Source organism: Blastococcus sp. TML/M2B, from assembly GCF_016612865.1.
Lineage (GTDB): Bacteria > Actinomycetota > Actinomycetes > Mycobacteriales > Geodermatophilaceae > Blastococcus.
This window is the reverse complement of sequence record NZ_JAENZZ010000001.1, coordinates 1,108,910-1,122,958: the sequence shown is the minus strand read 5'-3', so window position 1 is coordinate 1,122,958 and position 14,049 is coordinate 1,108,910. Positions and strand designations below refer to the sequence as shown.

The 14,049-nt window shown below is 74.8% G+C and carries 12 protein-coding genes and 1 pseudogene; 4 read left to right on the top strand and 9 right to left on the bottom strand.

Going from position 1 to position 14,049, the window contains the following annotated elements:
* The first annotated feature begins 24 nt into the window (after nt 1–24).
* The 3 genes from JKP75_RS20605 to JKP75_RS05455 are packed head-to-tail and all read left to right on the top strand — an operon-like array spanning nt 25 to nt 3,246.
* Entirely contained in the window at nt 25–1,824 is a 1,800-nt protein-coding gene (locus tag JKP75_RS20605) for a metal ABC transporter solute-binding protein, Zn/Mn family (RefSeq protein WP_242472790.1), read from the top strand.
* 1 nt (nt 1,825) lies between these two features.
* Nucleotides 1,826–2,854: a metal ABC transporter permease gene (locus tag JKP75_RS05460; protein ID WP_200492225.1), complete on the top strand. Its 1,029-nt coding sequence runs from the start codon at nt 1,826–1,828 to the stop codon at nt 2,852–2,854.
* On the top strand, nt 2,851–3,246 hold the full coding sequence (locus JKP75_RS05455; RefSeq protein WP_200492226.1) for a Fur family transcriptional regulator: 396 nt from the start codon (nt 2,851–2,853) through the stop codon (nt 3,244–3,246). Before JKP75_RS05460 ends, JKP75_RS05455 begins: the two co-directional genes overlap by 4 nt.
* 12 nt (nt 3,247–3,258) lie before the next feature.
* Here the strand turns inward: JKP75_RS05455 and JKP75_RS05450 are convergent, their stop codons facing one another.
* The 6 genes and pseudogenes from JKP75_RS05450 to JKP75_RS20600 all read right to left on the bottom strand — a co-directional run bounded on the left by JKP75_RS05450 (nt 3,259) and on the right by JKP75_RS20600 (nt 9,933).
* Entirely contained in the window at nt 3,259–3,741 is a 483-nt protein-coding gene (locus tag JKP75_RS05450) for a peptide deformylase (protein ID WP_200492227.1), read from the bottom strand.
* Nucleotides 3,742–3,783: 42 nt separating this feature from the next.
* Nucleotides 3,784–4,899: a glutamate 5-kinase gene (proB, locus tag JKP75_RS05445; protein WP_200492228.1), complete on the bottom strand. Its 1,116-nt coding sequence runs from the start codon at nt 4,897–4,899 to the stop codon at nt 3,784–3,786.
* Complete coding sequence (gene obgE / locus JKP75_RS05440) at nt 4,896–6,386, bottom strand: GTPase ObgE (RefSeq protein ID WP_200492830.1); 1,491 nt, start codon at nt 6,384–6,386, stop codon at nt 4,896–4,898. Before obgE ends, proB begins: the two co-directional genes overlap by 4 nt.
* 118 nt (nt 6,387–6,504) lie before the next feature.
* Nucleotides 6,505–6,762, bottom strand: coding sequence for a 50S ribosomal protein L27 (rpmA, locus tag JKP75_RS05435; protein ID WP_091984959.1), 258 nt, complete (start codon nt 6,760–6,762; stop codon nt 6,505–6,507).
* 7 nt (nt 6,763–6,769) lie between these two features.
* A pseudogene (gene rplU / locus JKP75_RS23335) lies at nt 6,770–7,083 on the bottom strand (50S ribosomal protein L21).
* A 234-nt stretch (nt 7,084–7,317) separates the two neighbouring features.
* Nucleotides 7,318–9,933 (bottom strand): Rne/Rng family ribonuclease, encoded by a 2,616-nt coding sequence (locus JKP75_RS20600; protein ID WP_309229536.1) that lies wholly within the window; start codon nt 9,931–9,933, stop codon nt 7,318–7,320.
* 95 nt (nt 9,934–10,028) lie between these two features.
* Between JKP75_RS20600 and JKP75_RS20595 the strand changes: the two genes are divergently transcribed.
* Nucleotides 10,029–10,205, top strand: a complete 177-nt coding sequence (locus JKP75_RS20595) for a hypothetical protein (RefSeq protein ID WP_242472789.1) — start codon at nt 10,029–10,031, stop codon at nt 10,203–10,205.
* 581 nt (nt 10,206–10,786) lie between these two features.
* Here JKP75_RS20595 and JKP75_RS05420 read toward each other — a convergent pair.
* From JKP75_RS05420 to ndk, 3 genes are all read right to left on the bottom strand, one after another.
* Nucleotides 10,787–11,554 carry a TIGR03936 family radical SAM-associated protein gene (locus JKP75_RS05420; protein ID WP_200492231.1) on the bottom strand — a complete coding sequence of 256 codons (768 nt, stop codon included), beginning with the start codon at nt 11,552–11,554 and terminating at the stop codon, nt 10,787–10,789.
* Nucleotides 11,554–13,497: a TIGR03960 family B12-binding radical SAM protein gene (locus tag JKP75_RS05415; protein ID WP_200492232.1), complete on the bottom strand. Its 1,944-nt coding sequence runs from the start codon at nt 13,495–13,497 to the stop codon at nt 11,554–11,556. Before JKP75_RS05415 ends, JKP75_RS05420 begins: the two co-directional genes overlap by 1 nt.
* Before the next feature lie 132 nt (nt 13,498–13,629).
* Nucleotides 13,630–14,040, bottom strand: coding sequence for a nucleoside-diphosphate kinase (gene ndk / locus JKP75_RS05410; RefSeq protein ID WP_200492233.1), 411 nt, complete (start codon nt 14,038–14,040; stop codon nt 13,630–13,632).
* Nucleotides 14,041–14,049: the final 9 nt, after the last annotated feature.

The following is a 14,049-nucleotide window of genomic DNA, read 5'->3' as shown; positions in this document are numbered from 1 at the left end:
CGCACGCACGGCCGCCATGTGAGAATGGTTCTCATGTTCACGAGAAGGTCCCGCTGGGCCGGCGTCGCGCTCACCACCGCCGTGCTGGCGATCACCACCGGCTGCGGGAGCGACGACGCCGCGACCGACGACGGCGTGCAGGTGCTCGCCGGCTTCTACCCCCTCGAGTGGGCGGCCGAGCGGGTCGGCGGGGACCGCGTCTCGGTCGAGGCGCTCACGCCGCCCGGGGGCGAGCCGCACGACCTCGAGCTCACCCCGCGCGACGTCGCCGCCGTCGAGGACGCCGACCTGCTGGTCTACCTGGCCGGATTCCAGCCCGCGCTGGACGAGGCCGCCGAGACCGCCGGCGGCGACCACACCTGGGACGCCGGGGACGCCGCCGACCTGCTGACCGGCGACGCCCACGACGACGAGCACGACGCCGAGCACGACGCCGAGGAGGACGCCGGGCACGAGGACGGCGAGGACCACGGCCACGACCACGGCGACGACGTCGTCGACCCGCACTTCTGGCTGGACCCCGCCCGGCTGGCCGACGTCGCCGACGCCCTGGCCGACCGGCTGACCGAGCTCGACCCCGAGGGCGCGGACACCTTCACCACCAACGCGGCGGCGCTGCGCGCGGACCTCGAGGCGCTCGACGACGAGCTGCGCGCCGGCCTGGCCGACTGCGCGGTGAGCACCGTGGTCACCGCGCACGACGCCTTCGGCTACCTCGCCGAGCGCTACGGTCTCGAGGTGGTCGGCATCAACGGGCTGAGCCCGTCGGCGGAGCCCTCGCCTGCGCAGCTGGCCACCATCTCCCGGCTCGTCTCCGAGCGGGGTGTGACCACGGTCTACACCGAGGCGCTGGTCGACCCGGCCGTGGCCGAGACGGTGGCGTCGGAGGCCGGTGCCCGCACCGCCGTCCTCGATCCGGTCGAGGGGCTGAGCGACGACTCCGCCGGCGAGGACTACCTTCGAGGTCATGCGGTCGAACCTGGCCACGCTGCGCGACGGGCAGTCCTGCTCGTGACCGGTGGACCCGCCATCCAGCTGCGCGCGGCGAGCATCGGCTACGGCGAGGTGCCGATCGTCCGCGGCGTCGACCTGACCGTCGACGCCGGCGAGGCCGTGGCGGTCCTGGGCTCCAACGGCTCCGGCAAGACGACGCTCGCCCGCGGCCTGCTCGGGCTGGCCACCGTGCTCGCCGGGGAGGTCACCGTCCTCGGCGCCCCGGTCGGCCGGCTGCACGAGCGCGGCCGGGTCGGCTACGTGCCGCAGCGGCACACGGTCAGCGGCACCGCACCGGCGACGGTGCGCGAGGTGGTCTCGGTGGGCCGGCTCGCCCGGCTGGGCCTGTTCCGCCGGCTGGGCGCGGTCGACCGCCGCGCCGTCGCCGACGCGGTGGACGCCGTCGGCATGACCGACCGCATGGAGGACCCGGTCGCGTCGCTGTCCGGCGGCCAGCAGCGGCGGGTGCTCGTCGCCCGCGCGCTCGCCGCCGAACCGGAGCTGCTGATCATGGACGAGCCGACCGCCGGGGTGGACGCCGCCAGCCAGGACGCGCTCGCCGGCGTGCTGGCCCGCGTCTCCGCCGCCGGGACGACGTTGCTGGTGGTCACGCACGAGGCGGGACCGCTGGCCGGGGTGCTGCACCGCGCCGTCGTCGTCGAGTCCGGCCTGATCACCTACGACGGCCCGCTGGCCGGCGCCGCGGCCGAGCCCGGCGGCGGCCACCACCACGGCGAGGACACCGGCCGCCCCGCCGGCCGGCCCGGCTACCGGCTCGACCAGCCGACGGTCACCGCTCCGCCGAACCGACCCCGCACCGCAGGAGCCTGACGTGGAGATCCTCGACTACTCCTTCATGCAGCGCGCGCTGCTGGCCTCGCTGATGGTCGGGCTCGTCGCCCCCGCCGTGGGGATCTTCCTGGTGCAGCGCCGGCTGTCGCTGCTCGGCGACGGCCTGGGCCACGTCGCGCTCACCGGCGTCGCCGTCGGCGTCCTCACCTCGACCGCCCCGGTGGGCACCGCGCTGGTCGCGGCCGTCCTCGGAGCGGTGCTCATCGAGCTGGTCCGCGCCCGCGGCCGGACCAGCGGCGACGTCGCCCTCGCCGTCCTGTTCTACGGCGGGATCGCCGGCGGCGTGGTGCTGCTGAGCCTCGCGCCCCGCGGGCAGGCGACCAACCTCGACGCCTACCTGTTCGGCGCGATCACCACCACCAGCAGCTCCGACGTGGCGGTGTTCGCCGCGATCGCCGTCGTCGTGCTCGCCGTGGTCGGGCTGCTCGGGCAGCGGCTCTACGCGGTCAGCGACGACGAGGAGTACGCCCGCGCCGTCGGCCTGCCGGTCCTCGCCCTCAACGTCGTGCTGGCCGCCCTGGTGGCCTCCACCGTCGTGCTCTCCATGCGCGTGGTCGGCCTGCTGCTGATCAGCGCGCTGATGATCGTGCCGTGCGCGGTGGCCCAGCTGGTCGCCCGCAGCTTCCGGCAGACGGTGTTCCTCGCCTGCGCCATCGGCCTGCTGGTCAGCCTCTCCGGCACGGCGACGTCGTACTACACGGGCACCCCGTCGGGCGGCACGATCGTGCTGCTGGCGATCGCGCTGTTCCTCGTCGTCTCGGTGGCCGTGGCGGTGCGCGATGCGACCGCCCGGCGCCGGCACCGCCGCCGCGCCGACGTGCACGCCGCGCACCCGCACGAGCACGGCGAGGGGTGCGGCCACCCGCCGGTCCCCCACGACGACCACGTCGACTACGACCACGACGGCCACCGGCACGCACCGCACCGGACCGGCACGGGCGTGCACTACGACGAGCACGGGGACGCCCACGAGCACCCCGCCGCCACGCCGCCCGGGAGCGCCCGGTGAACGCCCCCTCCTCCCGGCCGGCCACCCGCCAGCGCAGCGCTCTGCTGGCGCTGCTCGAGGAGCTCGACGGCTTCCGCAGCGCGCAGGAGCTGCACGGCCTGCTGGCCGAGCGCGGCGAGCGGGTCGGGCTGGCCACGGTCTACCGCGGCCTGCAGTGCCTGGTCGAGGACGGCCGGGTCGACGTCCTGCGCGGCGACGACGGCGAGGCCTCCTACCGCCGCTGCTCGACGGTGCACCACCACCACCTGGTGTGCCGCGTGTGCGGCCGCGCGGTGGAGATCAGCGACCCGCCGGTGGAGCGCTGGGCCCGCAAGGTGGCCGCCGAGCACGGGTTCGCCGACGTCGGCCACCGGATGGAGCTGTTCGGCACCTGCGCCGACTGCGCGGGCTGACCCCGCGGCCGCTCAGCGCTCGCGCAGCGCCCGCAGCGCGGACTTCCGGGCGTCGCCGGTGAGCCGGTCGAGGAAGAGCTTCCCGTCGAGGTGGTCGACCTCGTGCTGGAGGGCGCGGGCCATCAGCCCCTCGCCCTCGATCCGCAGCGGCTTGCCGGTGACGTCGAAGCCCTCGGCGACGCAGCGCAGCGCCCGCACGGTCGGCGCCCAGATGCCGGGCACCGACAGGCAGCCCTCGTCGCCGTCCTGGATCTCGTCGGAGCGCTCGACGATCACCGGGTTGACCATGTGCCCGATCACGCCGTCGACGTTGTAGGAGAACGCGCGGACGTTGACACCGATCTGCGGTGCGGCCACCCCGGCGCGGCCGGGGTTGTCCACGGTCTCCTCCAGGTCGCGCACCAGCGCGGCCAGCCAGCCGTCGAAGTCGGTCACCTCGTCGGACGGGGTGCGCAGGACCGGGTCACCGAACTCGCGGATGGGGCGGATCGTCACCCCGGCAGTCTCTCAGCCGGGCCGGGCGGGCCGGTCCCGGGCTCAGGGACGGCGGCGGACCAGCACCATCTCGTCGCGGTGCACGACCTCGCGGCGGTACTCCGGTGGCAGGTCGCCGGTCTTGTGGCCGAGCAGCCGGGGCAGCTCCGAGGCGTCGTAGGCGACCAGCCCGCGGGCGACGACGGTGCCGTCGAGGCCGATCAGCTCGACCGGGTCGTCGGCGACGAACTCCCCCGACACCGCCGTGATGCCGGCGGCGAGCAGCGAGGCGTGCCGCTCGCGGACGGCCTCCACCGCGCCGTCGTCCAGGGTCAGCCGGCCGCGCGGGCGGCTGGCATAGCGCAGCCAGAACTGGCGGGCGCTGGGCCGCCGGCCCATCGGCTGGAAGAGCGTGCCGACCTGCTCGCCGGCCAGCGCCGCGCCGGCCTGGGGCGTGGAGGTGACGACGACGGGGACCCCGGCGTGCGCGGCGATGAAGGCCGCCTCCACCTTGGTCGCCATGCCGCCGGTGCCCACGCCGTTGCGGCGGGCGGTGCCGAGGGTGACGGCGGCGAGGTCCGCGGGGTCGCGCACGGTGTCCACCAGCGAGGCCGGGCCGGAGCGGGGGTCGCCGTCGTAGACGCCGTCGACGTCGGAGAGCAGCACGAGGGCATCGGCCTGCGCGACGTGCGCCACGAGCGCGGCGAGCCGGTCGTTGTCGCCGAAGCGGATCTCCTCGGTGGCGACCGTGTCGTTCTCGTTGACGACCGGCAGCACGCCGAGGGTCAGCAGCCGCTCCACGGTCCGGCGCGCGTTGCGGTAGTGCCCGCGCCGGGTGAGGTCGTCGGCGGTGAGCAGCACCTGGCCGACGGTGACGCCGTGCGCGGCGAAGGCGTCGGCGTAGGTCTGCACCAGGCGCAGCTGGCCGACGCTGGCGGCGGCCTGCGCGGTGGCGAGGTCCCGCGGCCGGCCGTCCAGCCCGAGCGGTGCCAGCCCGGCGGCGATCGCCCCCGACGAGACCAGCACGACCTCGCGGCCGGCGGCACGCGCCGCGCCGAGGACGTCCACCAGCGCGGTCAGCCGCTCGGTGTCCAGGCCGCCGGGCAGCGTGGTGAGCGAGGAGGAGCCGACCTTGACCACGACCCGGCGGGCGCCGCTGATCTCGGGTCGAGCGGTCACGGCAGGTCCTCCGGCAGGTCGTCCTCGGTCCACCCCGACTCGCTGAGCTCGTACGGGACGCGGCGGGCGCGCTTGGCGGCCAGCCGCTCCTCGGCCCGCACGCGGTGCGGGGCGTCGATGCGGCTGTCGGTGCCGCGGCCCCCGAGGCCCGCGGACTCCTCGACGGTGAGCGTGCCGGCCGGCAGCGAGGGCTCCCAGTCGAAGGTGACCCCGCCGATGGTGACCGCGTCCCCGGCGACCGCACCGGCCTTGGCCAGCGCGTCCTCCACGCCGAGCCGGTTGAGCCGGTCGGCGAGGAAGCCGACGGCCTCGTCGTTGCTGAAGTCGGTCTGGCGCACCCAGCGCTCGGGCCGGACGCCGTGCACGAGGAAGCCGCCGGTGTCGAACTCGGTGTCGCGCTCCACGGTGAACCCGGAGTCGTCCACCGCCCTGGGGGTCACCGTGACCCGCGCGGGCTCCATGGGCGGCAGGCTGGCGCGGTGCTGCTCGACGGCGGCGGCGAGGGCGAAGCCGAACTCCTTGAGCCCCTCGCCGGTCGCGGCGCTCACCGGGTAGACGGCCAGGCCGCGCGCCTCGAGGGTCGCGCGGACCAGGTCGACCAGCTCACGGGCGTCCGGGACGTCGATCTTGTTGAGGACGGCGATCTGCAGCCGGCCGACGAGGTCGAGCTCATCGCCGCCGTATTCCGCCAGCTCGTGCTCGAGCGCCTCGATGTCGCTCTCCGGGTCGCGCCCGGGCTCCATCGTGGCCATGTCGACGACGTGCACGAGCACGGCGCAGCGCTCGACGTGGCGGAGGAACTGCACGCCGAGGCCCTTGCCGGTGGAGGCGCCCGGGATCAGGCCCGGGACGTCGGCCATCGTGTAGACGGTGTCGCCGGAGCGGATCACGCCGAGGTTGGGCACCAGCGTGGTGAACGGGTAGTCGGCGATCTTCGGCCGGGCCGCGGACATCGCCGCGATCAGCGAGGACTTGCCCGCCGACGGGAACCCGACCAGGCCGACGTCGGCGATGCTCTTGAGCTCGATGACGGCGTCGAACGCCTCGCCGGGCTCACCGAGCAGCGCGAAGCCGGGCGCCTTGCGCCGGGAGTTGGCCAGCGCGGCGTTGCCGAGCCCGCCCCGGCCGCCCTTGGCGAGCACCACGCGGGTGCCGGCGCCGACGAGGTCGGCGACCACGCGGCCGTCCGGGGCGCTGACGACCGTGCCGGCCGGGACCCGCAGGACGCGGTCCTCGCCCTTGCCGCCGTGCCGGTTGCTGCCCTCGCCCGGGCGGCCGTTGCCGGCCTTCTGGTGCGGGCGGTGGTGGAAGTCCAGCAGCGTGTGCACGTTGGGATCGACCTCGAGGACGACGTCGCCGCCGTCACCGCCGTTGCCGCCGTCGGGCCCGCCGAGGGGCTTGAACTTCTCGCGGTGGATCGAGGCGACGCCGTGCCCGCCGTTGCCGGCCGCCACGTGCACGACCACCCGGTCGACGAAAGCGGCCATACCCGCACCGCCTCCTACCTGCTAGCGCCACGAGCGCACGGGCAGGTCGCCCGTGCGCTCGTGGCGACACGAATGTGCTGGGCCCGAGGGGCCCGCCCTGCCGGAGCAGGGAGCGTGCTCAGGCCTCGACGGCGCTGATGGAGATCGTCTTGCGGCCGCGGCGGGTGCCGAAGGTGACCGCACCGGGGGCGAGCGCGAACAGCGTGTCGTCGCTGCCGCGGCCGACGCCGAGACCCGGGTGGAAGTGGGTGCCGCGCTGGCGGACGATGATCTCGCCGGCCTTGACGACCTGGCCACCGAAGCGCTTCACGCCGAGGCGCTGGGCGTTCGAGTCGCGACCGTTGCGGGACGACGATGCGCCCTTCTTGTGTGCCATGTCGAGGTCAGCCCTTCGAGATGTCGCGGACCACGACGCTGGTCAGGGGCTGACGGTGCCCCTGCCGCTTGTGGTAGCCGGTCTTGTTCTTGAACTTGTGGATGCGGATCTTCGGACCCTTGCCGTGCTCGACGATCTCGCCGGTCACGGTCACCTTGGCCAGGGCCGCGGCGTCGCTGGTGACGGTGTCGCCGTCGCGACCAGGAGGATCGCCGGCAGGGCGACGCTGTCGCCGGCCGCACCCGCCAGGCGGTTGATCGTGAACGTGTCGCCCACGGCCACCTTGTGCTGGCTGCCACCGGCCTTCACCACTGCGTACACCACTGACTCCTCGTTAGCTTCTTCGTGTCCAGCTGTCTGCCCGGCGCGCACGACCGATCGGGCGCCGGGTGCTGGGCGGGCTGCGAACGCCTGACCCGGCGGCACCCGGAGGCGCCCGCGCGGTGGCGATGCAACCCGACCAGCGTACCTGAGCCGATCGACCGGGTCGACGTGACCTCGGCGGCTCCTCCGCCCGCGTCGCGCGGGTGCGGGTGCGGGTGGAGGAGCCCGGGATCAGCCGACCGGCGGTCCGGCCGGGCGGCTGGCCGCCCGGCGGCGGCGCGGGCGCCCGGTCGGTGCCACCTCGGGCGCGGGTGCGCTCTCGGCGGCAGGGGTGCTCTCGGGAGCGGGCACGATCTCGGGCGCGGCCGCCTCCAGGGCGACGACCTCCGGCACCGTGACCTCGGGCGCCGCGACCTCGGGCGCCGCGGTCTCCGTCTCGGCTGCCTCGGGCTCCGTCTCGGCTGCCTCGGGCTCGGCGGCCCGGGGCTCGGCGACCGCGAGCGGCGGCACGACGACGACGTCGTCGGACCCGCGCGGCGGCGTGGCCGGGTGTGCGTCGGAGTCGGCGTTCACCGGGGCGACGTCCTCGACGGCGACGGCCGGGACCTCGTCCTGGCCAGCGGCGCCCTCGGGTGCGTCCGTGGGGGCGTCCGCGTCGTCGCCGTGGGTGCCGGCCAGCACGGCGGCGTCCGCGGCGGCGCGCTCCTCCCCCGACTGGCCCCGGTTGCGGCGGCCGCGGTTGCGCCGCCCGCTGCGGGTGCCCTCGGTCGGCTCGGCGTCGCCGTCACCGGCCGGCCCGTCGCCCGCCTTCTCGGCGGGAGCCTGCTCAGTCGCGGCGTCGTCCTTGGCCGGGGTGTCGTCCTTGGCCGGGCCGTCGTCCTTGGAGCTGTCGCCGCCCTTGCCGGAGCGGTCCCGGCGGTTGCCGCCGGCGTTGCCCCCGCCCGAGTTCCCGGAGCCGGAGCCGCCGTTCCCCCCGCCGCGGCGCTTCTCGTCCACCGGGTCGGTGCTGACGGTGATCCCGCGGCCACGGCAGTGCTCGCAGGTCTCGGAGAACACCTCGAGCAGGCCCTGCCCGACCCGCTTGCGGGTCATCTGGACCAGGCCCAGCGAGGTCACCTCGGCGACCTGGTGCTTGGTGCGGTCGCGGCCGAGGCACTCGGTGAGCCGCCGCAGCACGAGGTCGCGGTTGCTCTCCAGGACCATGTCGATGAAGTCGATGACGATGATGCCGCCGATGTCGCGCAGCCGGAGCTGGCGGACGATCTCCTCCGCGGCCTCCATGTTGTTGCGCGTCACGGTCTGCTCGAGGTTGCCGCCCGAGCCGACGAACTTGCCGGTGTTGACGTCGACGACGGTCATCGCCTCGGTGCGGTCGATCACCAGCGAGCCGCCGCTGGGCAGCCACACCTTGCGGTCCAGCGCCTTGGCCAGCTGCTCGTCGATGCGCAGGTCGTGGAAGACGTCGCCCTGGCCGGTGTAGCGCGACAGCCGCGAGCTGAGCTCCGGCGAGACGTGGCCGACGTAGGCCTCGACGGTGTCCCAGGCGTCGTCGCCCTGGACGACCAGGCTCTTGAAGTCCTCGTTGAAGACGTCACGGATCACGCGGATCGCGAGGTCGGGCTCGCCGTAGAGCAGCGTCGGCGCGTTCGAGGTCGACTCGGCCTTCTGGGAGATGACCTCCCACTGCGCCTTGAGCCGGTTGACGTCGCGGGTGAGCTCCTCCTCGGAGGCCCCCTCGGCGGCGGTCCGGATGATGACGCCGGCGTCCTCGGGGACGATCCGCTTGAGGATGTCCTTGAGCCGCTGGCGCTCGGTGTCGGGCAGCTTGCGGCTGATCCCGGTCATCGAGCCGCCGGGCACGTAGACCAGGAAGCGGCCGGGCAGGTTGATCTGCTGGGTGAGCCGGGCGCCCTTGTGGCCGATCGGGTCCTTGGTGACCTGCACCAGCACCTTGTCGCCGGACTTCATCGCGGTCTCGATCGAGCGCTGCTTGCCCGACAGGCCCGCGGCGTCCCAGTTGACCTCGCCTGCGTACAGGACGGCGTTGCGGCCCTTGCCGATGTCGACGAAGGCCGCCTCCATGCTGGGCAGCACGTTCTGCACGCGGCCGAGGTACACGTTGCCGGCGAAGGACGTCGCCTGCGCCTGGGTCACGTAGTGCTCGACCAGCACGTCGTCCTCGAGGACGGCGATCTGGGTGCGCTCGCCGCGCTGGCGGATGACCATCGTGCGGTCGACCGCCTCGCGCCGGGCGAGGAACTCGCTCTCGGTCAGGATGGGCGCGCGGCGGCGGCCGGTGTCGCGGCCGTCCCGGCGGCGCTGGCGCTTGGCCTCCAGGCGGGTGGACCCGGCGACCCCGCGGACGTCGTCGTCGCTCGTGGTGCGGCCGTTGCGGCCGGCCCGCTCCGGGCGGTCGTCGTCGTCGGTGTCGTCGGAGGCGTCCTCGCCGCCCCCACCACCGGTGCGACGGCGGCGGCGCCGGCGACGGCGGGTGCTCGAACCGCCCGAGGCCTCGTCGGATTCGGAGTCGGAGTCGGAGTCGCCCTCGTCGTCCTGCTCGTCGGCGGCGTCCTCGTCGCTCTCGGCGTCGGCGGCGGGCGCCTGCTCGCCGGCCTCGTCGTCGCTCTCGCCCTCGCCGGTGCGGCCACGACCGCGGCCGCGGCGGCCACGGCGACGCCGGCGGCTGCCGGTGCCGTCGGCGGAGTCGCCGTCGTCCTCGGCGCCGGTCTCGTCGTCGGTGTCGTCGTCCTCGGTGGGCTCGACGTCCTCGGCGGGCTGCTCGGCGGCCGGACGGCGGCGCGAGCGCTGCCGGCCGGTGCGGGTCGGCTCGGCCTCCTCCTCGACCACCTCCGGGGCCTCGGCCTCGGCGGGCTCCCACCTCCGGGGACTCGGCCGGACGGCGGCTGCGGCGGCGCGGGGCCGGCGGCGCCTCGACCGGGGCCATGAAGCTCACGAACGCCGGGACCGGGGCGACGGGGGTCGCAGGCGTCACCGGCTCGACCGCGTCGGGGTCGGGCGCCGCGGCCGGCCGGGTGGCCCGGCGGCGGGGCCGGGCGACGACGGCGGTCGGCTCGGGCGAGCTGAACTGCGCGCCGAAGCGGGAGCCGACCGGCTCGTGATCCGGCTCGGGCTCGGCCGGGGGCTCCGCGGCGGGGGTCCCGGGCTCGGCCGGGGCGTCTGCCCCGGCCTCGTCCGCGGAGGTCTCCGCCTCGTCCGCGGCGTCCGCGGCGTCCGCGGCGTCCGCGGCGTCCGCGGCGTCCGCGGCGTCCGCGGCGTCCGCGGCGTCCGCGGCGTCCGCGGCGTCCTCGGGGACCGAGGAGTCCTCGGACACCGCGGGCACCTCGGTGACCTCGTCGGGCGCGGGACCTGTCGCGGTCTCGTCGGAGCTGCTGGTGCTGTCGGTATCGGCCACGAGGGCTCGTCTCCTCATGTGCTCCCGGGCGCCGATCGGGTGACCGGCGGCCGCGCAGGGGCACGGGATCGGGCGGGGCGAGGCGTCGCACGGGGTACGGCGGCCGGCTCGTCCTGCGAAGTCTGTGGGCGGCTCTCGCGCGACGGTTGCCGCGGCGGGGAGCCGAACTGCCTGGGCGGTGCACGCACCCGGTGGGGCTGGGTGCGGTGGTGCGGTGGTCTCAGTGGTGCGGCACGTCTGGCAGCCGTGTCGCGGCGACGGTGCGCCGGCCCCGTGGGCCTCCGCCGGTCAGACCGTCGCGTGCGCCTCCTGGTCGGGGGCTCCCGCGGTGCGGTCGGGCTCGAGCGGATCGGCCACGGTCCCGGTGTCGTCGAGCCGGCCCTGCGCCTCACGCACGGCCCGGGGGGGCAACGGCGGGCGCAGGTCGGCGACGGCAGCCAGGGCGGCCAACACGTCGTCCGGTCGAACGGCGGGCGTTCCCTGCCGGACGACCATGTGCAGTATGGCACAACCGACCCCGGCCGAGGCCGACGCGCTGGTCACGGACGGGCGGGCATCGATGTCCTTGAGCCCGTTCTTCGTCCGCTTCGCGACGGTGACGACGTCGGCGGCCAGGAACGCCTCGACGGCGCGGGTGAGCTCGTCGGGGTCCAGCCCGGGTAGCTCCACCCGCCACACCGAGGTGTCGATCCGGTCGGCCAGCGAGCCGGTCCCCTCCTGGGCCTCCACGCAGTCGAGGACGGCGACGTCCTCGGGCAGGGCGGCGTCGAGGGCGGCGCGCACGGCCTCCGGGTCGCACCGGACCGACAGCCCGATCTCCACGTACTCGGCCTCGCTGGCCGCGCCGGTCGGCGCGGCGCCGAGGTAGGAGATCTTCGGGTGCGGGCTGAAGCCGGCGGAGAACGCCATCGGCACCCGCGCCCGGCGCAGCGCCCGCTCCAGGGCGCGAGCGAGGTCGCGGTGCGAGGCGAACCGCAACCGGCCGCGCTTGGCGTACCGGATGCGCAGCTTCTGCACCGTGGGCGGCGGCGGAGGGCCGTCGGGCTGGCGGGCCATCAGACGACCGTGAGCGGGAGCAGGCTGCGGCCGGTGGGGCCGATCTGGATCTCCGTGCCGTTGGTCGGGCAGACGCCGCAGTCGTAGCAGGGGGTCCAGCGGCAGTCGGCGACCTCGTCCTCGGAGATGGCGGCCTGCCAGTCCTCCCAGAGCCACTCCTTGTCCAGCCCGGAGTCCAGGTGGTCCCAGGGCAGGATCTCGTGCTCGGTGCGCTCGCGCGTGGTGTACCAGTCGAGGTCGACGCCGAAGGGCGCCAGCTCCTCGGTGGCGGCGGCCACCCAGCGGTCGTAGGAGAAGTGCTCGCTCCAGCCGTCGAACCGGCCGCCCTCGCGCCACACCCGCTCGATGACCCGGCCGACGCGGCGGTCACCGCGGGAGAGCAGTCCCTCGATCACGCCGGGCTTGCCGTCGTGGTAGCGCAGGCCGATCGAGCGGCCGATCTTGCGGTCCTCGTTGATCTTGGCCCGGAGCACGCGCAGGCGGTGGTCGATCGTCTCGGCGCTGGCCTGGCCGGCCCACTGGAACGGGGTGTGCGGCTTGGGCACGAAGCCACCGATCGAGACGGTGCAGCGGATGTCCTTGCGGCCACTGGCCTCGCGGCCGGCGCGGATGACCTCGACCGCGAGGTCGGCGATCTCCAGGACGTCCTCGTCGGTCTCGGTGGGCAGACCGCACATGAAGTAGAGCTTCACCTGCGTCCAGCCGTTGGCGTACGCCGTCGTCACCGTGCGGACGAGGTCCTCCTTGGACACCGTCTTGTTGATGACCCGGCGGATCCGCTCGCTGCCCCCCTCGGGGGCGAAGGTCAGGCCGCTGCGGCGGCCGTTGCGCGAGAGCTCGTTGGCCAGCGTGACGTTGAAGGCGTCCACGCGGGTGCTCGGCAGGCTCAGGCCGGTGTTGGTGCCCTCGTACCGGTCGGCGAGCTCCTTGGCCAGCTGCCCGATCTCGGAGTGGTCGGCGCTGCTCAGGCTCAGCAGCCCGACCTCCTCGTAGCCGGTGGCCTTGAGGCCCTGGTCGACCATCGAGCCGATGCCGGTGATCGTGCGCTCGCGGACCGGGCGGGTGATCATCCCGGCCTGGCAGAAGCGGCAGCCACGGGTGCAGCCGCGGAAGATCTCGACGCTCATCCGCTCGTGGACGCTCTCGGCGAGCGGCACCAGCGGCTGCTTCGGGTAGGGCCACTCGTCGAGGTCCATGACGGTGCGCTTGCCGACCTTCTCCGGCACGTCGTCGCGGGTCTGCGTGACGGCCGCGATCGCGCCGTCGGCGGCGTAGGTCATGGCGTAGAAGCGCGGCACGTAGACGCCGTCGACGCGGGCCAGCCGGGCGAGCAGCTCCTCGCGCCCGCCGGGGCGGCCCTGCTCCTTCCACGCCCCCACCACGTCGGTGATGTCGCCGACGGCCTGCTCGCCGTCGCCCAGGACGGCGCAGTCGACGAAGTCGGCGACCGGCTCGGGGTTGAAGGCAGCGTGACCACCGGCGACGACGACCGGGTGGCTCTCGTCGCGGTCGACCGCGTGCAGCGGGACGCCGGCGAGGTCGAGCGCCTCGAGCAGGTTGGTGTAGCCGAGCTCGGTGGCGAAGCTGACGCCGAGGAGGTCGAAGTCGGCGACGGCGCGGTGCCCGTCGACGGTGAACTGCGGGACGCCGTGCTCGCGCATCAGGGCGGCGAGGTCGGGCCAGACGGCGTAGGTGCGCTCGGCCAGGGCGTCGGAGCGCTCGTTGAGGACCTCGTACAGGATCATCAGGCCCTGGTTGGGCAGCCCGACCTCGTAGGCGTCGGGATACATCAGCGCCCAGTGGACGCGGGCGGCGTCCCAGTGCTTCACCTGGGCGTTGAGCTCACCGCCCACGTACTGGATGGGCTTCTGGATCTGGGCCAGCAGGGGCTCGAGCCGCGGGTACAGCGACTCGCCCGTGGTCGTGCGGAGGTCAGCAGTCATGACCTGTCCAGGGTAGCCGCCGCCGCGACCACCTCCCCGGCCACGATCAGGTTCCCTGATCGTCCAGCGTCCTCCCTCACCGTGGGAGGTGAGGGAGGACGCTCGATGATCAGGGTCCCTGATCCCAGCGCGTCAGCCCAGGGTCGGGAAGAACAGCCCGATCTCGCGGGCGGCGGACTCCGGGGAGTCCGAGCCGTGCACGATGTTGTTCTGCACCTCGAGGGCGAAGTCGCCGCGGATGGTGCCCGGGCCGGCCTTGACCGGGTCGGTGGCGCCGGCCAGCGCGCGGAACGCCTCGATGGCCCGCGGGCCCTCGACGACCAGCGCCATCAGCGGGCCGCTGGTGATGAACTCGACCAGCGAGCCGAAGAACGGCCGCTCGCGGTGCTCGGCGTAGTGCGTCTCGGCGACGTCGGCGGTCAGCGTGCGCAGCTCGGCAGCGACCAGGCGCAGGCCCTTGCGCTCCAGGCGGGTGATCACCTCGCCGACGAGGCCACGGGCGACGCCGTCGGGCTTGACGAGGACAAGAGTGCGTTCGGTCACGGGACCGGA